This window comes from Amycolatopsis sp. NBC_00345 (genome assembly GCF_036116635.1).
In the GTDB taxonomy this organism is placed as follows: Bacteria; Actinomycetota; Actinomycetes; order Mycobacteriales; family Pseudonocardiaceae; genus Amycolatopsis.
This window is the reverse complement of sequence record NZ_CP107995.1, coordinates 5,733,966-5,756,161: the sequence shown is the minus strand read 5'-3', so window position 1 is coordinate 5,756,161 and position 22,196 is coordinate 5,733,966. Positions and strand designations below refer to the sequence as shown.

20 protein-coding genes are annotated in these 22,196 nt (G+C 71.0%); 8 read left to right on the top strand and 12 right to left on the bottom strand.

What is annotated here, in order from left to right; translation table 11 throughout:
- Nucleotides 1–82: 82 nt before the first annotated feature.
- From OG943_RS25665 to OG943_RS25655, 3 genes are all read right to left on the bottom strand, one after another.
- On the bottom strand, nt 83–277 hold the full coding sequence (locus tag OG943_RS25665) for a hypothetical protein (protein WP_328603473.1): 195 nt from the start codon (nt 275–277) through the stop codon (nt 83–85).
- 79 nt (nt 278–356) lie between these two features.
- On the bottom strand, nt 357–1,064 hold the full coding sequence (locus OG943_RS25660) for a heparin lyase I family protein (protein ID WP_328603472.1): 708 nt from the start codon (nt 1,062–1,064) through the stop codon (nt 357–359).
- A 94-nt stretch (nt 1,065–1,158) separates the two neighbouring features.
- On the bottom strand, nt 1,159–2,178 hold the full coding sequence (locus OG943_RS25655) for a metallophosphoesterase family protein (RefSeq protein WP_328603471.1): 1,020 nt from the start codon (nt 2,176–2,178) through the stop codon (nt 1,159–1,161).
- Nucleotides 2,179–2,386: 208 nt separating this feature from the next.
- Between OG943_RS25655 and OG943_RS25650 the strand changes: the two genes are divergently transcribed.
- Nucleotides 2,387–3,883, top strand: a complete 1,497-nt coding sequence (locus OG943_RS25650) for a trypsin-like serine protease (protein WP_328603470.1) — start codon at nt 2,387–2,389, stop codon at nt 3,881–3,883.
- Between the two features lie 128 nt (nt 3,884–4,011).
- On the opposite strand, the gene OG943_RS25645 is transcribed toward OG943_RS25650, so the two are convergent.
- The gene (locus OG943_RS25645; protein WP_328603469.1) at nt 4,012–5,556 is read right to left on the bottom strand and encodes a S8 family peptidase; all 1,545 of its coding nucleotides are present in this window, start codon (nt 5,554–5,556) and stop codon (nt 4,012–4,014) included.
- Between the two features lie 290 nt (nt 5,557–5,846).
- On the opposite strand from OG943_RS25645, the gene OG943_RS25640 reads away from it, so the two are divergent.
- Complete coding sequence (locus OG943_RS25640) at nt 5,847–8,717, top strand: ATP-binding protein (protein ID WP_328603468.1); 2,871 nt, start codon at nt 5,847–5,849, stop codon at nt 8,715–8,717.
- On the opposite strand, the gene OG943_RS25635 is transcribed toward OG943_RS25640, so the two are convergent.
- Entirely contained in the window at nt 8,682–9,299 is a 618-nt protein-coding gene (locus tag OG943_RS25635; protein WP_328603467.1) for a carboxymuconolactone decarboxylase family protein, read from the bottom strand. The genes OG943_RS25640 and OG943_RS25635 overlap by 36 nt on opposite strands.
- Nucleotides 9,300–9,364: 65 nt before the next feature.
- On the opposite strand from OG943_RS25635, the gene OG943_RS25630 reads away from it, so the two are divergent.
- Nucleotides 9,365–10,276: a LysR family transcriptional regulator gene (locus OG943_RS25630; RefSeq protein WP_328603466.1), complete on the top strand. Its 912-nt coding sequence runs from the start codon at nt 9,365–9,367 to the stop codon at nt 10,274–10,276.
- Nucleotides 10,277–10,280: 4 nt separating this feature from the next.
- On the opposite strand, the gene OG943_RS25625 is transcribed toward OG943_RS25630, so the two are convergent.
- Entirely contained in the window at nt 10,281–10,700 is a 420-nt protein-coding gene (locus OG943_RS25625) for a tautomerase family protein (RefSeq protein WP_328603465.1), read from the bottom strand.
- A gap of 172 nt (nt 10,701–10,872) precedes the next feature.
- Between OG943_RS25625 and ligA the strand changes: the two genes are divergently transcribed.
- The gene (gene ligA, locus OG943_RS25620; protein ID WP_328603464.1) at nt 10,873–12,864 is read left to right on the top strand and encodes an NAD-dependent DNA ligase LigA; all 1,992 of its coding nucleotides are present in this window, start codon (nt 10,873–10,875) and stop codon (nt 12,862–12,864) included.
- A 1,091-nt stretch (nt 12,865–13,955) separates the two neighbouring features.
- Complete coding sequence (locus OG943_RS25615) at nt 13,956–15,419, top strand: APC family permease (RefSeq protein WP_328603463.1); 1,464 nt, start codon at nt 13,956–13,958, stop codon at nt 15,417–15,419.
- A 51-nt stretch (nt 15,420–15,470) separates the two neighbouring features.
- On the opposite strand, the gene OG943_RS25610 is transcribed toward OG943_RS25615, so the two are convergent.
- Both OG943_RS25610 and OG943_RS25605 read right to left on the bottom strand, forming a co-directional pair.
- Nucleotides 15,471–15,707 (bottom strand): hypothetical protein, encoded by a 237-nt coding sequence (locus OG943_RS25610; RefSeq protein WP_328603462.1) that lies wholly within the window; start codon nt 15,705–15,707, stop codon nt 15,471–15,473.
- 43 nt (nt 15,708–15,750) lie between these two features.
- Nucleotides 15,751–15,912, bottom strand: a complete 162-nt coding sequence (locus OG943_RS25605) for a hypothetical protein (RefSeq protein WP_328603461.1) — start codon at nt 15,910–15,912, stop codon at nt 15,751–15,753.
- A 9-nt stretch (nt 15,913–15,921) separates the two neighbouring features.
- Between OG943_RS25605 and OG943_RS25600 the strand changes: the two genes are divergently transcribed.
- From OG943_RS25600 to OG943_RS25590, 3 genes are all read left to right on the top strand, one after another.
- Nucleotides 15,922–16,053, top strand: a complete 132-nt coding sequence (locus OG943_RS25600) for a hypothetical protein (protein ID WP_328603460.1) — start codon at nt 15,922–15,924, stop codon at nt 16,051–16,053.
- 168 nt (nt 16,054–16,221) lie between these two features.
- Nucleotides 16,222–17,727 carry a purple acid phosphatase family protein gene (locus OG943_RS25595; RefSeq protein WP_328603459.1) on the top strand — a complete coding sequence of 502 codons (1,506 nt, stop codon included), beginning with the start codon at nt 16,222–16,224 and terminating at the stop codon, nt 17,725–17,727.
- A gap of 68 nt (nt 17,728–17,795) precedes the next feature.
- Nucleotides 17,796–19,364: a purple acid phosphatase family protein gene (locus OG943_RS25590; RefSeq protein WP_328603458.1), complete on the top strand. Its 1,569-nt coding sequence runs from the start codon at nt 17,796–17,798 to the stop codon at nt 19,362–19,364.
- 77 nt (nt 19,365–19,441) lie between these two features.
- Here the strand turns inward: OG943_RS25590 and OG943_RS25585 are convergent, their stop codons facing one another.
- From OG943_RS25585 to OG943_RS25570, 4 genes are all read right to left on the bottom strand, one after another.
- Entirely contained in the window at nt 19,442–19,927 is a 486-nt protein-coding gene (locus tag OG943_RS25585; protein ID WP_328603457.1) for a hypothetical protein, read from the bottom strand.
- Nucleotides 19,928–20,199: 272 nt separating this feature from the next.
- Complete coding sequence (locus OG943_RS25580) at nt 20,200–21,123, bottom strand: NADP-dependent oxidoreductase (RefSeq protein ID WP_328603456.1); 924 nt, start codon at nt 21,121–21,123, stop codon at nt 20,200–20,202.
- Between the two features lie 107 nt (nt 21,124–21,230).
- Nucleotides 21,231–21,626, bottom strand: coding sequence for a MerR family transcriptional regulator (locus tag OG943_RS25575; protein WP_328603455.1), 396 nt, complete (start codon nt 21,624–21,626; stop codon nt 21,231–21,233).
- Entirely contained in the window at nt 21,626–22,117 is a 492-nt protein-coding gene (locus OG943_RS25570) for a MarR family winged helix-turn-helix transcriptional regulator (RefSeq protein WP_328603454.1), read from the bottom strand. Before OG943_RS25570 ends, OG943_RS25575 begins: the two co-directional genes overlap by 1 nt.
- Nucleotides 22,118–22,196: the final 79 nt, after the last annotated feature.

Genomic DNA, 22,196 nt, shown 5'->3' with positions numbered 1-22,196 from the left:
CCGTCGCGGGCGGGAGCGCCCGCGACGGGGGACGGCTAACGAAGCACCGCGAAGTCGCAGGCGGTTTGCGCCTCTTTGCGAGTCAACCGGCCGGGTTCTGCAATTGGCTTTCGCAGAAGTCCCGGTCGCCCTGCGCGCCTTTACCACAAGCGTCGCGAGTGATCGGCCCGACGGTGCCGCCGATGCTTCGCACGTAGTTCTCACACTGCGCGACGGTGTCGACACCGAGGCTCGACGACGGTGCCGCGGCCGTCCGGTGCGGCGACACCGGCGACACCGGGGTGGAAGCTAGTCAGGCCACCTTGAAGGAACCTTGCACCGCCGGACGAGACGCCGGTCGCCGGGGCTCACCTCGGTCAGCCGGTCACATCGGCCAGGCTCGTGCCCATTTTGATGGTGCTGAGCCATTGCGTCGCCGAAGCGGGAGCCGGGTGGTAGAGGCCCCATTTCAGGTAGTTCCGGGTTCCGTCGTACGTGGTCCCGGTGAAGGTGTCCGAGCCATTGCTGAGTTTCTGGAGCACACCGTTGAACCAGAACTGGATCGTGCCCTTCTGCTGGTCCTCGGAGACCTTGAGCACGTAGTCGTTCCATTGGTTGTTCACCGCTTTGGCAGACCAGAGCAGCACCTTCTCGTGCTCGTGCGTCCAGTTCTGCAGCTGGATCTCACCGCCGATGACCTCGAGGACGATGGGGTGGTTCGCGGTGCCGGTGCTGGGGCTGCACTTCAGCTGGAAGAGGTAGCGGCTGGTCGAGTCGGTGATGGCGAATTTCGAGGACCAGCCGAGATAGTAGGTGCTGCCGTGGGACACGTCCGGTCCCTCCGCTTCGCACCGTTCCTGGTTCGCGAGCTGCTTCACCTGCCACACCGGCCCCTTGGCCGGAGAAGTCGTGGTGGTGAACGTGTTCGTGTCGCACTGGATCGACTTGAACGCCCCCACGCCCTTGCTCGGATCCGCCGACCAGAGCGGCGAACGGGCGCCGGCCTGGACCGGGCCCACGGAAAGGGCGGCCAGGGCGAGTGCGCACGTGACGGTGACCGCAGGCCGGGTGAACAGCTTGAGCACGTTTTCCTCCGCACGGTATTGCTTGACGGTTTTTGTGCGGCGGCATCACACAACGGGACGATTCATCGGATGTTATCCGACGGGCGCTCGTCCCTCAACCAAGTCTTCCGGTGATCGGGACGGTGATCTGCTTCAGCCAGGTGCGGGTGGTGAAGTCGCGGGCCTTGATGACCACGGCACGAGGCGAGACCTCGATCTGCAGGCCCTGGTTGAACGCGCCGCCGAGGGAGACCTCGCCGCCCTTGCCGTCGTCCATCCATCCGACCTGTACGGCGGCGGTGTTGACGACGGTGAAGCCCTCGAGGTTGCCGGTGCCCGGCACGACCCGGCGCACCACCCAGTCGGACAGGTTCAGGTCCCAGTGGGTGTGCCCGGAGAACAGGAACACGTCCGGATACCGGCCGAGGATCGACAGCAGCCGGTCGGGCTGCAGGTAGTCGGACAGGTAGAGCTTGTTGTGGGTGCCGGAAACGGTGTTCGGCAACGGGTGGTGGGTCAGCACCATCACCGGTTTCCGGAAGCGCGCCCAGAACGCCAGCCGCCGTTCGAGCCAGGTGAACTGCTGGTCGCTGATCCACACCTCGTCCCAGAGCTTCGGATCGTGGTACTTCGCGTAACGCTCGGTGCCGAGGCAGAGCACCGGAACCCCGCCGAACGACGTTTCGCTGTAGATCGTGTTGCGGCCCGCGAAGCGGAAGAAACTGCGGAAGAGCGAGTCCTCCGTCGTGCCGTTGGGCCAGGTTTCCTGGGCGAGGGTGTCCGGGTCCCGCCATTTCGGCACGTAGAACTCGTGATTGCCGATCGCCCACGCGACTTCCCGCGGGTGCGGGTGCTTGTCGAGGGTCGCGCGCACTTCGGCGTACTCGAAGTCGTAACCGCGCGAGGTGATGTCGCCCGCGATGCCGAGGCCCGCGCTGCCCGGGTTGATCGAGCGCAGGTCGTCGAGCGCGCGGCCGAAGTCGTCGAGGTCCCCCTGGATGTCGCTGAGGATGTTGAAGCGGACCACCGATCCGGGCCAGCCCCGGCCCGTGGCCTCCGCCGCCTCCGCCTGCCCGGGCACGAGTACCGTGCCCGCCGCGGCACCGGCGGCCGCCATGAACGCCCTGCGATCCATAACCCGAATACTCCTCACGTCACGTGTCTTCCGAGAACGTAAGCGAGCCACCCCGAGCGATCATGGCCCGCTGCTGTCCCGCGGGTGTACGACGGCCGAATTTCCGGTCCCCGCCAATAGATCCGTAGCCGTACGGGCCGGGTCCCCGGTTGTTCTGGCACACGGCGTCACCGGAGAGTGACCGGCGGCAACCTTGGAAGGAGCTCCTGTGAACCCGAGACAACGCTTCCTGGGCACGTTGGCCGCCGTGCTCGCCCTGCCCCTGCTGACCGTGCCGGCCGCGAGTGCCGCCGCGAACCCGTCCCCGAACCCAACCACGACCCCACTCACGAACCCGTCCGCTAATCCGCCCGCGGTCGCCCCGCTGGGCGGCACCGAACTGCCGGCCGGTGTCTCCCCCTCGTCCGTCGGCGGGTCCCCGGCTTCAGTGAAGGACTACCCGTTCATCATCGCCGGCCTGCGCGACGGCGGGCCGCGTCCGCTGGGCCAGACGTGCACCGGCTCGGTCGTCGCGCCGCGCAAGATCGTCATCGCCGCGCACTGCAAGGCGGCCGAGGGCGAGAAGTCGTTCCTGTACGGGCTCGACGACCTGAACGCCGGCGGCGGCACCCAGATCGGCGTCGTCAGCTACGACACGCATCCGAAGTACGTCAACTTCGACCAGGGCTACGACGTCGCGGTCGTGACCACCGACCGCGACATCCCGGTGCCCGGCGGCAAGTACGCGCAGGTTGCGACGTCGGCCGACACCGACCTGAACAAGCCCGGCAAGACCGGCCTCGGCCTCGGCTACGGCAAGAAGGACTTCAACGACTCCACCCGCGACGTGACCCTGTCGAAGTTCAGCCTGCCGATCGTGGCCGGCAGCAACTGCAGCGGCGTCGGCGCGGGTTTCCAGGACGCCACGATGATCTGCAGCGGCTACAGCGACGGTCACGTCTCGATCCTGCCCGGCGACAGCGGCGGGCCGCTGGTCGTCGACGGCAAGGTGACCGGTGTCGCTTCGTGGAGCCGCAGCGACTTCAAGTGGTACAGCGTCTACGGCCGCCTGAACAACGACATGGGCGACTGGGTCCAGCAGCAGATCGGGACCGTCACGCCGCCGGAGACGTTCTCCCTCGGCACCTCGCCGTCGGCCGTGAAGGTCGATCCCGGAAAGTACGTCTCGGCGACCGTGACCAGCACCGCGGGGAAGAACGGCAGCGAGAAGGTCGACTTGTCGGTGTCGGGGCTGCCGGACGGTGCGAAGGCGACGTTCCAGCCGCAGTCGATCAATTCCGGTGACAGCGCGAAGGTCACCATCGAGACGGCGGCGGACACCCCGCAGAAGGACTACCCGCTCACGATCACCGGCACCGGCCCGAGCGGCTCGGCCACCGCGAAGCTGACCTTGACGGTGGGGGCGGGCCAGCCCACCGGTGACCTCAAGGTGAGCGTGAGCCCCGGCTCCGGCACCGTGCAGCCCGGTTTCTTCGCCAACGTCACGGTGACCGTGGCCGGCGGCACCGGCACCGTCACGCTGTCCGCGGCGGGCCCGGGGCTGCCGTTCGCGCCGTTCTTCAGCCCTTCGACGGTGGCCGGCGCCGGGACGTCGCAGATGCAGGTCGCGGCGCCGTTCCAGAAGGGGACCTACCCGGTCACGGTGACCGCGAAGGACACGAGCGGCAAGACGGCCACGGCGAAGTACACCCTGACTGTCCAATAAGGACAAAGGGGGAGGCCGCCGCGGTGTTACGCCCCAATGTGGCGTTCGGTGCGTTGGACGCACCGAACGCCACATTGGGTGCGTTCAACGCAACCAACGCCACATTGGGGCGCACTCGCCGGGCGGGGTCAGAAGGTGATCGTGAACCCGTCGATCGTCCCGGTGTCGAACCGGTAGACGTCCTGCGCCCGCAGCTGCCAGGTGCCGTTCGCCGTCTCCGACGACGCGTTCACCGTGTAGCTGGTGTGCACGCCGGCCGCGGAGCCGGCCCCGCCGGACTTCTGCAGCGGGTAGACCGCGCCGCTCGGGCCGACCAGGTCGATCGCCAGGTCACCGGAGTAGGTGTGGCTGATGTCCACCTTCACCGCCAGTGAAGGGGAAGCCTTGCCGTCGCAGCCGTCCTGCGTCACCGAGCTGGTCACCGCGGCCCCGGCGTCCGGAATGGACACCGGCGTGGTGTTCGACTTCGCCCCGCACTTCGACGGCGGGGTGCCGCCGCCGATGAACGAGACGTTGAGCAGCTTGTTCGGCGAGCCGCTGCCGGCGTTCTTGACCACGCCGTCGGTGGCACCGCCGACGAGCGCGTCCCTCGCCTGCTGCGCGGTGGCGCCCGGGTTGGCCGCCAGGTACAGCGCGGCCGCGCCGGTCACGTGCGGGGTCGCCATCGACGTGCCGCTCATGTTGGCGGTGCTGCCGTCGGACAGCCCGAGCGACGTGATGTTGTTGCCCGGCGCGAAGATGTCGGTGCAGCTGCCGTAGTTCGAGAACGACGCGCGGTTGTCGTTCTCGTCGGTGGCGTTCACCGTGATCGCCTCCGGCACCCGGGCCGGGCTGGTGCCGCAGGCGTCGGTGGAGCTGTTGCCCGCGGCCACCGAGTAGACGATCCCGGCCGCGATCGACTTCTTGATCGCGTCGTCGCCGACCCCGACCTGGTCCATGGTGAGGCTCATGTTCGCCACCGCGGGCTTGGCGGCGTTGGCCGTCACCCACTCCATCGCGTCGACCGCGGCGGAGTCCGGGCCGTTGCCGGAGCAGTCGTTGCCCAGCACCTTGAGCGCGACGATCTTGACCTTCTTGGCCACGCCGTAGGTCTTGCTGCCGATCGTGCCGGCGGTGTGCGTGCCGTGGCCGTTGCAGTCGGTGCCGTCGCCGCCGACGAAGTCCTTGCCGATCGAGGCGCGGCCTTCGTACTCCGGGTTGCCGGTCTTGATGCCGGTGTCGAGGTCGTAGGCGGTGACGCCCTCGCCGGTGTTGGGATAGGTGTAGGAGTTGTCCCGCGGCAGGCTCTTCTGGTCGATCCGGTCCAGGCCCCAGGTCGGGTTCGCCTGGGTGCCGGCGATCCGGGCCGTGCCGTCCTGGTACACCGCCGCCACGCCCGGGTCGGCCGCGAGCCGCCGGGCCTGCTGCTCGGTGAGGTGCCGCGCCGAGAAGCCGTGCAGCGTGCGGGAGTACGTCGACCGCAGCTCGCCGCCGTACCGCTGGAGCAGCGACGACGACCCGGCGAGGGCCTGGGTGTCCTTCAGCACCACGATGTACTGGTCGCCGTAGTGCTGCTTGGCCGGGATCACGGTGCCTTCGGGCTGGGCCGCGGCGGCGGTGCCGGCCAGCCCGAGGGCGAACAGGGCGGTCGCGCCCGCGACCAGGAGTTTGCGCTTCGGATGGACTGTTCGCATGCTTCAGCTCCACTCACTCGAACAGGTGAATCACGTCGCGGTCAGCCGCGGCGCAGATGGTGACCGAGAGCCACCGTGGTCTCACTGTCAGGGGCGCTCACCTGCCCGAACAAGCGAGGCAGCGACCCGTATGACTACGTAACTAATGCGTCCGGCGGCGCCCCTACGAAAGTTCCGGGCTGCCCCGCGCGGCTTCCCGAGCCCGATCGGCCGACATAGGCTCCGACCACCCGGACAGGGTGGTTTGGGGGGCCGTGCCGCATTTCGGTGACCGGATCGGGGGCCAGCCGATGACCAACGGGATCGTGGCGAGGACCAGTTCGCCGGTCCTGATCGGGCGGGACGACGAGCTCGCGGCCCTGCTGTCGGCCGTCGTCCGCCCACCGGCGGTGGTCATGGTCGAGGGTGAGGCCGGCGTCGGCAAGACGCGGCTGGCCGGCGAGCTGCTGGCCCGCCCCGAGCTGGCCGGGCGGCGGGTGTTCTCCGGCTGCTGCCAGCAACTCCGCGAGCCCTTCCCGTACGGCGTGGTCGTCGAAGCGCTGAGGGGCGCGGGCCGGTACCTGCCCGCGGCGCCGCTGAGCCCGCTGGCCGGCGTCCTCGGCCGGTACCTGCCGGAGCTCGCGGGCCGGCTGCCGTCGCCGCCCGCGCCGCTGGGCGACCGGCAGGCCGAGGCGCACCGGTTCTTCCGCGCGGTGCGGGAACTGCTCGACGCGCTGGGCCCGCTGCTGCTCGTGGTCGAGGACCTGCACTGGGCCGACGACGGCACCCGCCGGCTGCTGCGGTTCCTGATGAGCGAACCGCCGTCCGGGCTGTCGCTGCTGGTGAGCTACCGGCCCGAGGAGGTGCCGGGCGGCATCCCGCTCGGCCGCGCGCACCGCCCGGCGCCGGGCAGCACGAGCACGCTGGTGCGGCTCGACCCGCTCGGCCCCGGCGGCGTGCGCCGGCTGGCCGCGGCGCTGCTCGGCGAGCCGGACGTCTCCGCCGGGTTCGCCGCCCGGCTGCACGAGCGCACGGCCGGGATCCCTTTTGTCGTCGAGGAAACACTGCACGCGCTGCGCAACCCGGCGGGCGCGGTCCACGCCGACGGCGCGGCCGCCCGTCGGCTGCTCGACTCCGCCGGGGTGCCCGCGCTGCTGCGAGAAGCGACCGTCGAACGGCTCGGCGCGCTGCCGCTCGCGGCGCGGCGGATCACCGAAGCCGCCGCGGTGCTCGCCGAGCCCGTCCCGGCCGACCTGCTGGCGACGGTGGCCGGGCTGGGGGAGGCCCGCGGACGGCACGCCCTGGTGCACGCGCTCGAGAAGGCGGTGCTGATCGAGTCCCCGGAATGCCGTTACGGCTTCCGGCACGCGCTGGCACAGCAAGCCGCGTACGGCACCATTCCCGGGCCGTTGCGGCAGGAACTGCACGCGCGCGCCGTGGCCGCGTTGCGCGAGCGGAGACCGGCGCCGCTGATGCGGCTCGCCGAACACAGCCGCAAGGCCGGGCAGCCCGCCGACGCCCTGCGTTACGGCGAAGCGGCGGCCGACCGGGCGATCGAGGTGGGCGACCCGGCCACCGCGATCGGGCTGCTGCGGGCGCTGGTCGCCGGCCAGGGCCTCGAACCGTCCGATGTGGACAGATTGGCGATGAAGCTCGCCGCGGTCGCCACGAACGGCCTCGCCCAGGCGGAGGTGATCACCGCGCTGGAGCGCCTGCTCGCCGACGACCGGCTGTCCGGCGGGCTGGCCGCGGAGATCCGGCTGAGCCTCGGCCTCATCCTGCTCCGCCAGGCCGGCGGGCTGGAGGCCGCGCGCGTCGAGATCGAGGTGGCCGTAGCCGGCCTCGCGCACCGGCCGGACCTGGCCGGGCGGGGGATGGCCGCGCTGGCCCAGCCGTGGGTCGGCTCGACGCCGCTGCGCACGCACCTGCCCTGGCTCGACCGCGTCGACGCGCTCATCGCGCAGGCGCCGGACCGCGCTCTCGAGCTCACCCTGATGGCCAACAACATCCCGTCCCGGCTGCAGATCGGCGATCCGCGCGCCTGGACGTCGCTCGACGCGGTGTCCGCGAGCGCCGGTTCACCCGAGGAACAGCGTCAGCTGGCCCGGCTGTACTGCAACGCGGCCGACGCGGGCGCGTGGACCGGCCACCACCGGCGCGCGGGCGGCCTGCTGCGGCGCGGCATGCAGCTCGCGGCGGACTCGGGCACGCCGTACGTGGTCAGCACCGCGCGGACGACCGGGCTGCACATCGACTGGCTGACCGGGAGCTGGGCCGGGCTCGACGAGCGGGCCCGCGCGCTGCTGGCGGAGTACCACGACCTGCTGCCGGTGACCAGCGAGCTGTCCCTGGTGCGCGGCCTGCTGGCGACGGCCCGCGGCGCCTGGGAACGCGCGGCGGTGTGCTTCGCGGCGACCGGCGTCGACGAGCCGGAAAACGCGTTCACGCCGGTGGCGATCGCCGCGCACGGCGGGATCGCGGGCATGCTGCTGGCGCAGGACGCCGTCGAAGCGGCCGCGGCCGAGGCGGAACGCGGGCTGGATTTGTTGCGTACCAAGGGAGTCTGGGCATGGGCGGGGGACCTGATCCCCCCGGCGGCGGAGGCGTTCTGCCGGATCGGACGGCCTGGCGCGGCGAGTGAGCTGCTCGCGGAGCTGGAACGGGAGACGGGTGCGCTGGCGGCCCCGCTGGCCCAGGCCGGGCTGGCGGCGGGCCGCGGGATCGTGGCCGCCCACCAGGGCGAGGTCCCGGACGCGGTCAAGTTCTTCGAGGACGCCCGGGCCCGCTACGAACGCCTGCCGGCGCCGTACCACGCGGCCCTCGTGACGGAACGGCTCGCCCGCTGCCGACTGTCCTATGGAGACTGTGACGCGACGACGTTCAGCACGCTGGCGGACGGTTTCGACGCACTGGGCGCGACTCGCGACGCGGCCCGCTGCCGCCACACGTTCCGTTCGACGGGCGCGACGGCCCCGTCCCGCCGAGGCCGCCGGGGCTACGGCGACGAGCTGTCCCCGCGCGAGCGGGACGTCGTGCAGCTGCTGGCGGACGGGCACACGAACCGGGAGATCGCGGAGGTGCTGTTCCTGTCGCGCCGAACGGTGGAGCAGCACGTGGCCAATGTGCTGCGAAAGCTCAAGGTGCGGTCACGAGGTGAGCTGATCGGCAGTTCGCGGGGCTGAGCGCTCGGGCACTGGCACCTGGAAGCAGACGAGGATCGAGGAGATCGTCTGGTACTGGCCGATCAGGCACAGGATCGCGAGGACGCCCGGCTCGCCGAAGCGGCCGATCGCCTCGGCGTAGAGCGCGTCGGGAACGCCATGATCGGTCAGGAGGCCGGCGGTCAGCCGATGGGCGAGGTCGGCGTCGGCGCTCAATCCGGTCGGCGCGGTGCCCTCGACAAGCGCGGTGATGGCCGCCTCGGGCAGGCCGGCCACGCGGGCGGCGGCCGTGTGCGCGTCGATCTCGTACGCCGCGTTCCAGGCGCTGCCGACGGTCAGGATCACCGCCTGCCGCACGTCTTCGGCGAGCCCGGCCTGGGTGATCTCGCGCGTCCAGCCGCCGAGGCCCAGCGCGATTCGCGGCGCGCGCAGCAGGGCGTTGAACGGGCCGATGAACCTCCCGTCGGCGAGCTGGGCGGTGAACCCGCCCGCCGCCGCCTCCGGGACGACGACCCGGGTCAGGAGGTCGTAGAACTGCCTTTGCTCGTCGTCGAGGTCGGCCGGGCGCAGCAGCGGCAAGCGGCCGCCGAGGTGGTCGGACATGGTGCTCCGTTCGGTCGTGCGATGCGGAAACCGCCTAGTGCCGGCGCCGAGTATGTTGTTTGGTCATGGAATGGTCCTCGACGACGCTGCGGATGTATCGAGCGCTCGCCGAGACCGGTTCGTTTACCGCGGCCGCGGCGGCCCTCGGGTACAGCCAGTCCGCGGTCTCCCGGCAGATCGCCGCCCTCGAGCGGGCGGCGGGTGAACGACTGGTCGACCGGGGGCCCGCCGGGGCCCGTCTCACCGCGGCCGGATCGGTCCTGCTGCGGCACGCTTCGGCCGCGCTGGACGAGGTCGACCGCGCCGAACGCCAGCTGAGCGGAGCCGCTCCCAGCGTGGTCCCGGTCCGCCTGGGCGTGTTCACGAGCGTTGGCCCCGCGCTGCTGCCCGAGACGCTGGCCCTGATGCGGCGCCGCGCGCCGGAGGTGGAGGTCACCACTCGTGAGGGGTCCACGCCGGCGCTCACGCGGAGCGTGCGGGCCGGGACGATGAACGTGGCCGTGATTTCCTCGCGCCTGCCCTACCGCCCGCCCGACGATCAGGAGCCCCCGCTGGAGCTCGAAACGTTGATCGAGGGCGATCTGCTGGTCGCGGTGCCGGCACGCGGGGACCTCGGCCTCGACGGCTCGGTGACGGTGGCGGAGCTGGCCGGGACGCCGTGGATCGCGAGCCCGCAGACGGCGGGCGAGCCGGCCATGGGGGTGTGGCCGGCCCTGCCCCGGCGGCCCGCCGTCAGGCACGTGGCCCGTGACTGGCTCGGCAAGCTCACGCTGGTCGGCTCAGGCCATGGCGTCACGACGATCCCGCCCTACCTCGTCGGCCTGGTTCCGGCGAGCGTGCGGCTCGTCCGGGTCGCCGACGGCGATCCGGTCCCCGGACGCGTGGTGATGGCCCGCCTGCCGGGCGCGGCCACTGCCGCGACGACCGCGCTCGCCGACTGCCTGCGTGAGGCCGCGGCCGGGCTTCCGCTCGCCTGAGGTCTCAGCTGGGGACCTTGTCCTCGGCGATGCGCTCGTCGAAGCCCGTCTCCGGATTGAGCACGCGCCCCTCGACCCACCAGTTGGGGGAGGGCGACTCGATCACGTTGAGGAGGATGTCGCGCCTCTCCAGGCTGGTCTTGCGCGTCAGGTTGGCCACGAGCGCCGTGAACAGCTCGTTCAGGACTTCCACCGGGCGCGGGCCGAAGTAGAGCTGGAGGGCGACGACCTGGCGGCGGCGTTCCAGGCCGAACATGACCGGTTCGTGGAGGAAGTTCTCGTCGGCCAGCTCGTGGAAGATGTGGAACCGGTCGTCTTCGGGGATGCCGAGCACCGCGACGAGCGCTTCGTGCACCGCGTCGGAGATGGCTCGTTTGTGCTCGGGCGTGCTGCCCGCTCGCAGGTAGATCTTGGTCATCGGCATGGGATAGCTCTCTTTTCCTTCGCTGCGGCCGGTTTCCGGGGGCCGCACTTCGAACGTAGGCCGGGCCGGGCTGTGTGTCCAACGCATGATGGACATGATCCGTATGCGATTTCCTCATGGTGATGACCGGGTCGTCCGGTTTTGTCGGTGGCGGTGGGTAACGTCTTGCCTCGTGAACGTTGGGGAGCGCATTCAAGGGCTGGCTGACCAGGTCGTGGCGCTGCGGGACGCGTACTACCGGGGTTCGCCGGTGGTGGCGGACGCGGAGTACGACGCGATCGAGGACGAGTTGAGGGGGCTGATCGAGGCGAATCCGGGGCTGGCGCCGGATCCGAACCCGCTGGAGCAGGTGGGTGCGCCGGCGGTGCTGCACGCGCCGATCCGGCACTCGCGGCCGATGCTGTCGCTGGACAAGGCGACCAAGCCCGAGCAGGTGGCGGCGTTCTTCGACCGGTTCCCGGGCCAGCCGGTGGTGGTCATGCCGAAGCTGGACGGCCTGTCGCTGGCCCTGGTCTACGAGGGCGGCCGGCTGGCGCGCGCGGTCACCCGCGGTGACGGGACGACCGGCGACGACGTGACCGTGCTGGTGCGGGCGTTGACCGACGGGATCCCGGACCAGGTCGGCGCGCCGGGGCGGGTCGAGGTGCGGGGCGAGGCGGTCATGCTGCGCTCCACTTTCGCCGCCTACAACATCGCGCACCCGGACAAGCCGCTGATCAACCCGCGTAACGCGGCCGCGGGCACCTTGCGGGCCAAGGACCCGGCCGCGGTCGCCGAGCGGCGGCTGCGATTCTTCGCCTTCGACCTGGACACCGAGCCCGACAGTGTGGAGACCGACCTGGACGGCGCGCTGCGGACGCTCGGGTTCACCGCCGCCGACATGCGCCGCTGCGCGGACGCGGAGGAGGCGCAGGCGGTGATCACCACGATCGAGCAGCAGCGCAACGAGCTGGACTACGACCTGGACGGCGCGGTGCTGCGGCTGGCCGACCGCGGGGCCTACGCCGCCGCGGGGACCCGGTCGAGCTCACCGCGGGGCGCGCTGGCGTTCAAGTTCGCCGCGGAGGAGAAGACCACGGTGCTGGCCGATGTGGTCTGGGACGTGGGCAAGACGGGCAAGATCGCCCCGGTCGCCTGGCTGGAGCCGGTGTTCGTGGGCGGCACGACGGTCACCCGCGCGACGCTGGCCAACCAGGAGGTGATCCGCGCCCGCGGCATCAGGATCGGCGACACCGTGCTGGTGCGCCGCGCCGGCGACGTGATCCCGTTCGTCGCCGGGGTGCTGGACGCTTCGAAGCGCACCGGGGCGGAGCGGGAGATCGTGCCGCCGGCCACATGCCCGTCGTGCGAGCAGCCGTTGACCGAGCAGGGAAACAGCCGGGAACTGTTCTGCACCAACGTCGCGTGCCCGGCCCAGACGGTGCGGCGGCTGATCCACTGGGCGTCGCGGGCGGCGGCGGACATCGACGCGATCGGCGGGGTGTGGATCGAGCGGCTGGCCGAGGCCGGGGACCTGGAGCACCCGTCGGACTTCTACCGGCTGACCGAGGAGCGGCTGCTGGAGTTCGACCGCATCGGCGAGGTCTCGGCCGCGCGCATGGTCGAGTCGATCGACGCGAGCCGGCAGGTGGGCCTGCGCCGGGCGTTGATCGGGCTGGCGATCCCGATGGCCTCGGAGGGCACCGCCGCGCGGTTGTGCCGGGCGGGGTTCGGCTCGCTGGAGGCGGTCGCCGAGGCGGGCGTCGACGGGCTGGTGGCGGTGGAGGACATCGGCCCGAAGGTCGCCGCCTCGCTGATCGAGCACCTGACCCGGCTGCGCCCCGAACTCGAGCGGCTGCGGGAGCGCGGGGTGTCCCTGGACGTGCGCGAGGAGGACCTGCCGCCCGTCGTGGCGGCGGGCGCGCCGCTGGCGGACAAGACGGTGGTGGTCACCGGCGCGATCAGCGACCCGCGGTCCGGGGAGAAGGTCCCCCGCCCGACCTTCCAGCGGCTGTGCGAGAAGGCCGGCGCGACCATCGCGTCCTCAGTCTCGGCGAGCACGGACCTGCTGATCACCGGCGCCGAGGTCGGGGCGAGCAAACTGACCAAGGCCGAGAAGTTCGACGTGGAGGTGGTCGACCAGAGCGTGGTCTGGCAACAGCTGATCGCCGCCGGGGTCATCTGAGCCGGACGGCCCGCTCGGTCGGGTAGGCGTTGCGCGGGAGGTGTGGCGGCTGTAGGTCCGGATGGTCCACTGTGGACTCGGCCGAGTGGGCGCGTGCCGCTTGCCGCACGGGCTGGACGCGTGCCCGGCGGAGGGGCGCCTGGCACGGGGCGCGTTGGCAGAGGGGTGCGCTGAGAGAGGGGTGCCTGGCACCGGGGCGCCCGGCGCAGGGGTGCCCGGCGCGGGGGCGCGCTGGCCGAGGGGTGCCCGGCGCAGGGGTGTGCTGGCCGAGGGGTGCCCGGCGCAGGGGTGTGCTGGCGCAGGGGGTGCCCGGCGCGGGGTGTGCTGGCGGAGGGGCGCCCGGCGCAAGGCGTCTGGCGGAGCGCCCGGCATAGGGTGCGTTGGCGCAGGGGTGCCTGGCGCGAGGTGTGCTGGCGGGGGAGCGCCCGGCGCAAGGCGTCTGGCGGAGCGCCCGGCATAGGGTGCGTTGGCGCAGGGGTGCCTGGCGCGAGGTGTGCTGGCGGGGGAGCGCCCGGCGCAAGGCGTCTGGCGGAGCGCCCGGCATAGGGTGCGTTGGCGCAGGGGTGCCTGGCGCGAGGTGTGCTGGCGGGGGAGCGCCCGGCGCAGGGTGTCTGGCGAAGCGCCCGGCACTGGGGTGCCTGGCGCAGGGGTGCGCTGGCTGACGGGGTGCCCGGCGCAGGGGTGCCTGGTACAGGGGTGTGTTGGCGGAGGGGTGCCTGGCGCAGGGTGTCTGGCGGAGCGCTCGGCACAGCGTGCGCTGCCGCAGGGTGCCTGGCGCGGGACTGCGCTGGCGGAGAGGCACCCGGCACAGGGTGCGTTGGCGCAGAGTGTCTGGCGGAGCGCCCGGCATAGGGTGTGTTGGCGCAGGAGCGCCTGGCGCAGCGTGCGCTGGCGCCGGGGTGCCTGGCGCGGGAGTGCGCTGGCGGAGAGGCACCCGGCGCAAGGCACCCGGCAACGGGACGCGGCGTAGGTGCGCGGATCGGCAACAGGTCTTCCTGCTGTGACAAGCACTTCCGGCCCCGTCGCGGCACGCTGGGACGCCCCGCGGGCATCGCCGTGCCGCGAGTGGATCCTGACCGCAGGAGGGCCCGATGCCACAGCAGCCGTCGACACCCGAGCGCGCCGGGCGGCTGCGCGCCAACGCGCTCGGCACCGGCGGGATCGCCTTCCTGGTGCTCGCCGCGGTCGCACCGTTGACCGGGATGGTGGTGATCGCGGGGCTCGGCATCGCACTCGGCAACGGTGGGGGCATGCCGGCGTCGTTCCTGCTCGCCGGGGTGGTGCTGCTGCTGTTCGGGATTGGTTACGCGCGGATGAGCAAGTACGTGTCCAACGTCGGCGGTTTCTACGCCTACATCACCGCCGCGCTCGGACGTCCGGCCGGGCTCTCCGGGGCGTTCGTCGCGCTCGCCGGGTACAACTGCTTCGTCGCAGGCGCCGTTGGCACGTCCGGCGCGCTCACTTCGGGCGTGATGAACAGCGTGTTCCACCTCGACCTGCCGTGGGAGCTCTGGTCGGCGGTGTCGGTGGCCGCGGTGTTCCTGCTCAGCCGGCGCGGGGTGGACGTCTCGGCGAAAGTGCTCGCGGTGTCGCTGATCCTCGAGGTCGGCATCCTGGTCGTGTTCGACGTCGCGGTGCTCGTGCGCTCGGGTTATTCGCTCGCGGCGTTCTCGCCGTCCGTCGTCGCGTCCGGGTCGGTCGGCCTCGGGCTGCTCTTCGCGGCCACGTGTTTCATCGGGTTCGAGGCGACGGCGCTGTTCAGCGAGGAGGCGCGGGACCCGAACCGGTCGGTGCCGCGCGCCACCTACATCGCGGTCGTCTCCATCGGGATCTTCGCGGCGATCACCTCGCTGGCGCTGGTGAGCGCGATCGGCGTGCCCGACGCGCAGCCGGTCGCGGTGCGGCACCTCGCCACGGGCGACCTGTTGCTGGCCACCTCGCAGGGCGTGCTCGGCCCCGCCCTGACCGACGTGATGCAGCTGCTGCTGGTGGTGAGCCTGTTCGCCGCGCTGCTCGCACTGCACAACTCAGCGAGCCGCTACATCTTCGCCCTCGCCCGGGACGGGGTGCTGCCGAAGGCGCTGGCCCGGACCGCGTCCGGCACTCCCCGTAACGCCAGTGCGGCGCAGATCGCGTTCGCCACCGTGGTCGCCGCCGTTTTCGCGGTGCTCGGCCTGGATCCGGTCGCGTTCCTGACCGCGTCGATGACGGGGTTCGGCACGCTGGCGATCCTCGTCCTGCAGGCGATGGCGTCGATCGCGGTGGTGGTCTTCTTCCGCCGGCGGCGCGATCCGCACTGGTGGAGCACGTGTGCCGCCCCGGGAATCGGCGGGGCCGGGCTGATCGTGGTGATCGTGCTGGCCGTGCTGAACTTCCCGACCATGGCCGGTTCGGCCGCGGGCTGGATCGCGCTGCTGCCGTGGTTGCTGCCGATCCTGATCGTGGCCGGGCTCGGCGTGGCCGCGTATTTGCGCCGCCGCAAGCCGGAAACGTACGCGGCACTGGCGACCGCGCACCCGGTTCTGTCCGAAAAGGACTCCGCGCCCAACGGCTGAACCATCCCGCGCCACCGTCCGGTGGGTTGATCGGTCAAGCCCGGGTGGGGATCAGTCTTCTTCTTCCGCCGTCAGGTCACCGGGCACGACCGTGGCGATGAGCCCTGCGACGAACTGGGGCACCTCCTCGGGCGTGAGCACCAGCCGAGGCTCGTTGCGGTCCGGGCCCTGGAAGATTTCGATCGACCGCACGCCCGGGTCATCGGGCGAATCCGCGACACCGATGATCGTCCAGTGCTCGTGCCGGGTGTTGTCGAAGTGGCTGAATTTCGGTGCGGGACCATCCATCGCTGCTCCTCAACGGCCGGTTGCGGGCGTTCACCGGGCGAGCCTAGTGCTCGAGATGGCGGGTATCGCCAAGGCTGACGACCTGCCGGCTGTGAAAGTAGTCGTCTTCGCGCACTGTGGTGATGCTGCCCGGGGACACTCGGAAATTCACCTGGCCCAGCGACTGGATCGGCATCCCGATCCAGTGCGCGACGACGAAGGCCAAGGTGCCACCGTGCGTCACGACGATCTGGTGGACGCGCGGGCGCCCCGACGGCCGGCGGGGGGTGAGCCGCGAGTCGTGCCACCCGCCGACCACCCGTTCGACCTGCCACCGCCGACCACCCGTTCGACGTGGCAGGCGTAGTCCAGGTGGCCCATTGACCATGTTAGGAAAGTTTCCTAACATTCAGCCATGTCAGAGACTCCGCGGCGCAGGAGCACTCGATCCTCCCGCTATCCCGCCCGGCAGCCCCGTTTGCAGGAACAATACGACGACGTCATGCGGCGGTACTCCCGCCGGAACGTCTTCCGGATGGGCGCGATGGGGGGCGTCGCGCTCACGTCCGGTGGTGTTCTGCTCCCCGGCACCGCGGCGGCCAGTCCGTTTGCCGTCCCGACCGTGCTGCTCAACGCCGAGACGGTCGCCGGATCGGTGTTGCGGCCGTTCGGGCGGCACCTCGCGTACGGCGCGGACTCCTCGCGCGCGGTGGTGGTCTCCTGGCAGACGCCCGCCCAGGTGACCGCGCCCTACCTGCGGTTCGGCACCGTTGCGGGGGAGTACGGCGAGCCGGTGCCGGCCGAGACGCGGGCGCTGGTCAGCGACCTGGCCTGGCAGAAGCCGGACCACACGTTTTCGCCGCATCTCGGGAAAGCCGTGACCCAGTACTACCTGCACGCGCGGCTGGACAACCTGGTGCCTGGCACCACCTACTACTACGTCGTGGGCCACCAGGGCTACGACCCCGTCACCAGCGGACGGCTCGGTGAGGTCGCCACCTTCCGCACCGCTCCGGCGACGGCGAGCACCACCGCGTTCTCCTTCACCGCCTTCGGTGACCAGGGGGTCGGCTACAACGCGGTCGCGACCAACAGCCTGGTCGCCGATCTCGCGCCCCGGTTCCACCTCGCCATGGGCGATATGAGCTACGCGCTCAACGGCGAGGGCGGGCACCCGGACGAGGACGTCTACGACGCGCGCAAGTGGGATTCGTTCTTCGCGCAGAACGAATCCATCGCCGCCGAGGTCCCGTGGATGGTCGCGCTCGGCAACCACGAGATGGAGGGGTGGTACGACTACCACGGCTACAGCGGGGCGCGGGCCCGGTTCACCATGCCGGACAACGCGTGGGACGGCTCCACCTGCATCTACTCGTGGCGATACCAGAACGTCGGGCTGATCAGCCTGGACGGCAACGACATCTGCTACAACAGTCCGTCCAATCTGGACTACACCGAGGGCAAGCAGCTGGCCTGGCTCAAGGCGCAGCTGGCCCGGTTCCGCGGCGATCCGACGATCGACTTCATCGTCGTCTACTGCCACCAGTGCACGTACTCCACCTCGTCGTCCAACGGCGCGGAGCTCGGCGCGCAGCAGAAGTGGGCCCCGCTGTTCGACCAGTACCAGGTGGACCTGGTGCTCAACGGGCACAACCACGTCTACGAACGCACCGACCCCATCCGCGCGGGCAAGGCCGGCAAGAAGGCGGCCATCCGGAGCACCGTCGACCCGGTCAAGGACGGCACCACCTACATCACCGCCGGCGGTGGCGGCGAGGGCGTCAACGAGTGGGTCGACTCGAAGATCGACGATTCCTACGACGGCCACGTCAAGGACGCCACGGCCACGATGCGGTTCGACGACGAGGACGGGGAGGGGCATTCGGCCAAGGTCACCTGGTCCCGCGTGCGCTACCGCGGCTACAGCCTGGTCACGGTCGACGTCACCCCGGCCGCGAACGGCAGCCCCGCCCAGATGAAGGTGCGCGCGCTCACCGAGACGGGGACACCGGTCGACGAGATCACCGTGCGGCGCAGCTGACGGGCGGCTTTACCGCGCGCGGCAACGACAATCACGTCTACCCACGACCTAGCTGAGAAGGCTCCTTCATGGCTGAGACTCCGCAGAACGAAGAAAAGTACTCGCGGCGGGCGTTGTTCAGGGCGGGCGCCGTGGGCGGCGCGGTCCTCACCGCCGGCGCACTGCTCCCCGGTGCCGTGACGGCCGCGCCCAATACAGCAGCGCCCAATAAAAAAGCATCCAGCGCCGCCCTGAAACTGCGCCCGCTCGGGCGGCACCTCGCCTACGGCCAGGACCCGTCCACGCAGGTGGTGATCTCCTGGCAGGAACTCGGCGCGGTGACCGGGCCGTACGTCCGGATCGCCACCGGCTCGGGCGCTTTCGGCTCCCCGATCGCCGCCGAGGCCCGCACGCTGAAGAGCGAGCTTTCGTGGCAGGAGCCCGAACACGACTTCCCGCCGCACGCGCCGGACACCATGAGCCAGTACTACCTGCACGTCCGGCTCGACAACCTGACGCCCGCCACGACGTACCACTACGTTGTGGGGCACCAGGATTACGACCCCACTGCGAGCGGACGTCCCGGCGAAATCGCCACCTTCCGCACCGCCCCGGCCGCCGGGGGCACCGAGTCGTTCACCTTCACCGCTTTCGGCGACCAAGGCGTCGGCTACAACGCGCGCCGGGCGAACAGCCAGCTCGCGGATCTCGCGCCGGCCTTCACCCTCGCCCTCGGGAACCTGAGCTACGCCATCACTTCGGGCACGACCAACGCCGAAGGCGGGCACACGGACAGCGACAAGTACGACGCCGGGAAGTGGGACTCCTACCTCGCCCAGAACGAGCTCGTCGCCGCCGGGACCCCGTGGATGATCGCGCTGGGCAACCGCGAGATGGAGGACTGGTACGCCACCAACGGCTACGACGGGACCAAGGCGCGATTCACCATGCCGGACAACGCGTGGAGCGGCTCCACCGGCATCTACTCGTGGCGGTACCAGAACGTCGGGCTGATCAGCTTGGACGGCAACGACATCTGCTCCCGCAACACCGGGAACGCCGACTACACCCAGGGCCGGCAGGCCACCTGGCTGGACGGCAGACTCGGCAGTTTCCGCGCTGATCCCACGATCGACTTCGTCGTGGTCTACCTCCACCACGCCCCGTACTCCACCGCCGACGCCGGCGGGGCCGAGAGCGTCGCCCAGCAGAAGTGGGCGCCGCTGTTCGACAAGCACAAGGTCGACCTGGTGCTGAACGCGCACAACCGTCTCTACGAGCGCACGGACCCGATCCGGGCGGGCAAGGGCACCAAACCGGTGAAACCCCGGGGCACGGTCACGCCGTCACTGGACGGCACCACTTACGTCACGGCCGGCGGCGGTGGCCAGAGCCTCGACACGTTTTACAAGAATCCCCCGGAGAGCTATCTGGACCACGAAAGCAGCAGTGGCACCCCGACGATGAAGTGCTTCAAGAAGAACAGCACCAGCCACACGGACACCGCGGTCACGTGGTCCCGGGTGCGCTACCGGGGTTACGGCCTGGTGGCGGTCGACGTCGCTCCGGCGGCGGGCGGCGCCTCCGCCCAGATGACGGTGCGCGCGCTCGCCGAGGACGGCACGCTGATCGACGAGGTCACCGTACGGCGCGCTTGAACCGGCGTGGCCCGGTTGCCAAGGTGTCGCGGCAGGGACTTCCGGCCAAACAGGAAGTCCCTGCCCCGTAAGAAAAGTCAGCAGCCCTCCGGCCGGCAGATCTCGAAGCCCACGGCCTCCATGGGCTGGTCCTGCCCGGTGGTGCCGATCGAGTTGGTCCCGCCGTCGACCCCGCAGTACCAGTTCGGGTTCCAGCCCACGCCCGTCACGAAGGAGTTCCCGCAGATCACCCCGGACTGCACGCCGAACTGCACCGCCTCCAGGCGCAGGCCCTGACCGGCCTTGCCGATCGTGACCGACTGGCCGTCACCGGCGCAGGACCACGACGGGTCCCATCCGGAGCCCTGCATGTTGGCCATGAGGCAGAGGCTGCTTCCGGTGACCGTGGCCGTCATCGCCTCCACCTGGTGGCCCGCTCCCGGCGAGCCGGCGGTCACGGCGTTGCCCGCCGCACCACACTGCTGGTCCTGCCACCCGACGTCGTGCAGGTACACCTTGACGCAGATGTTGTCCGCCGTCTGCGGAGCGGCCGAGGCCGGGGAACTCAAGAACAAGGTGGCCATGGCGGCCACCGCTCCGGCCACCGCCCATCGTCCGATCCCGCTGATTCCGCGCGTCACGACCAGCTCACTTCCCCTCCGTTGCCGAACTGATTCCGCAGGTCAGTCTCGTGGACGCACGACCGGGCCGACAGAGTAATCCGATCCGTACTGTGCCGTTCGTTACTAATCCGGCTACAGCCACGGCGGAAACGGGTCCCTACAAGCAGATCGGCTGCAGACCGTATCCGCCTACTTCCGGTCGGATTAGTAACGGAGGGACTGCGGGGCACTTCTCAGGCCACCTTGATGACGACCTTGCCCGATGTGTGGCCGTTTTCGACGGTGGCGAGGGCGGCCGGGGCGTCGGAGAGCGGATGGATCGCGGTGATCACGGGCGCGAGGACTCCGTCGAGGGCCAGCCGGGCGGACCGTTCCAGGTTCTCGCGGTCGAGACGGCGTTCGACGAAACGCCCACCGAGCTCGGGCACCGACATGTCACCGACGGCGATGACGTTGCGGGGATCCCGGGCCAGCGGGGCGACCGTCCGCAGCGAGGTGCCGCCGACCAGGTCGACGATCCCGTCGAAGCCGTCCGGGACCAGCTCGCGGGCCTCGGCGACGACGTCCTCGGCGGTGTAGTCGAGGAACCGCGCCCCGACGGCCTCGGCGTGCTCGCGTTTGGCGGCACTGCCGGTGCCGATCACCCGCAGCTCGCGCGCGACGGCCAGCCGGGCGACGGCGAGGCCGACCCCGCCTCCGACCCCGTTGACCAGGACCGTGGCCCCGGCCGGGAGGCCGAGCTGGTCGAGCGCGTCCACCGCGGTCGTCCCGGCCACCGGCAGCGTTGCCGCCACGGTCGCGGACAGGCCCGCCGGGACGCGCGCGGTGTTCGGCGCGGACAGCACGGTCGTCTCGGCGTACGTGCCGCCACCAGTGAGCGCGAAGCCGAAGACCGCGTCGCCCACCTCGAGCCCATCGACGTCCTCACCCAGGGCGAGAACGGTGCCCGCCGCCTCCACACCCAGCACGCGGGGGAACGGGCGCCCGCCGTCGAGCCCGGGGACCAGACCCGCGCGCAGCAGATGGTCAAGGGGATTCACGCCGGCGACGTCGACCCGGATCAGCACCTCGCCGCGACCGGGGACGGGATCGGGACGCTCGAAGAACTCCTGCACCTCGGGCCCGCCATACCTGCCGAAACCCCACGCCTGCCCCATTTTCCGCCGCCTCCCGGATCACCGGGCCCGGTGGTTCCGGGCCCTGCGGCCATCCTCACCGCTCACACCGATGTCAGAGGCAACCGGCTGGGACGCAGGTCACGGCATCAGGCCGGCTGGGCCACCGCTTCCGGGGCGGCGGACATCTCCGCCTGGTGCCGGCTGTTGGCCTCGATCAGCACGTCGAGCGCGGCCCGGGTCTCGACCAGGTGCGCGATGTCGGCGTCGATCCGGTCGCGCTCGCGCGTCATCGTCGCGAACGCCGACTCGACGACACCCACGTCGCCGGGGGTCTCCACACACGGCAGCACACTCGCGATCACCCGGCTGGACATACCCGCGTCGAACAGCTGCCGGATGAGCGACACGCGCTGGACCTCGGAATCGGAATAGTGACGCTGCCCGGTGTCGGAGCGCGAGCTGGTCAGCAGGCCCTGCTCCTCGTAGTACCGCAGTGAGCGCGGGCTCGCGCCCGTGCGCTTGGACAGCTCGCCGATCCGCATCAGGCCAGCTCGGATTCGAGGCGTTGCTGCAGTTCGCTGAGGGTCTGGCGGGCGACATCGAAGCTCTCGGGGTCCATGCCCGCGGCGGCGCGACGGGCGCACTGGGACTCGGCCGCCTGGATCTTCCGCAGTGCCGTGCGGCCCTTGGCGGTGACTTCGAACAGCTTGGCGCGCTGATGCGCGGGGTTGGGCCGGTAGCGGCCGAGTCCCTCGTCGACGAGGAGGTCCGCGACGCGCTGGACGCTCTGGCGCGTGTGCCCGAGGGTGCAGGCGATCGCCCCGACGGGAGCGGCCTCGTCTTCGACGGCCGCCAGCACCTGCCAGCGCGCCCGGCTCTGGCCGACCGGCCGGGCCAGCCCGTTGCCGACCGCCTCGACGACCTCGGCGAGCTTGACGACCTGGTCGAGGAGCGCGGTGTAGGCCCCGCAGGCCTCCTCGGCAGTTTTGACAGCAGGCTGTCGTGTTGCTACGTTGTCCACTGCTGGCAGCATGCTGTCATGTTACGTCATAGCCGGCGGGTCGTCCTGCGACAGACCGCCCCGGCCGCTGCTGTCGCGCCTTCCTTCAGTG